Here is a 267-nt window from a genome sequence, read left to right on the forward strand (position 1 = left end):
GGGGCCAAGCTTTGCGCTCATCATGGCCGGCCGCTGGCTCGTGGTTGCCGAAAAGGGACGGTGGCCCGAAGGGCGGTACCTGGCCGTCGACGTGCAGACCGTCGCCGAGCGGGCTGATCTGAAGAAGGGCGGCGAGGTTGACCGGGCTCTCACCTGCTTGGAGGCGGCCTCCCTGGCTCCCGACGCCGACGGCCACGTGTGGTGGTCCGAAGCCCTCGACGAGTCGATCAAGCACACCGTTGGGGTGAACCAGGACCTGCGCGAGGG

Annotated in this window: 1 protein-coding gene; it reads left to right on the forward strand. The window is 68.9% G+C overall.

Features of this window, described 5'->3' with window-relative positions; genetic code table 11:
• Nucleotides 1–22 precede the first annotated feature (22 nt).
• Nucleotides 23–267 (forward strand): hypothetical protein (locus tag QN399_RS26380; RefSeq protein WP_330201951.1); only part of this gene is annotated, 245 nt, incomplete at its 3' end.

It is taken from the genome of Pseudomonas sp. 10C3 (assembly GCF_036346185.1).
Taxonomy (GTDB): Bacteria; Pseudomonadota; Gammaproteobacteria; order Pseudomonadales; family Pseudomonadaceae; genus Aquipseudomonas.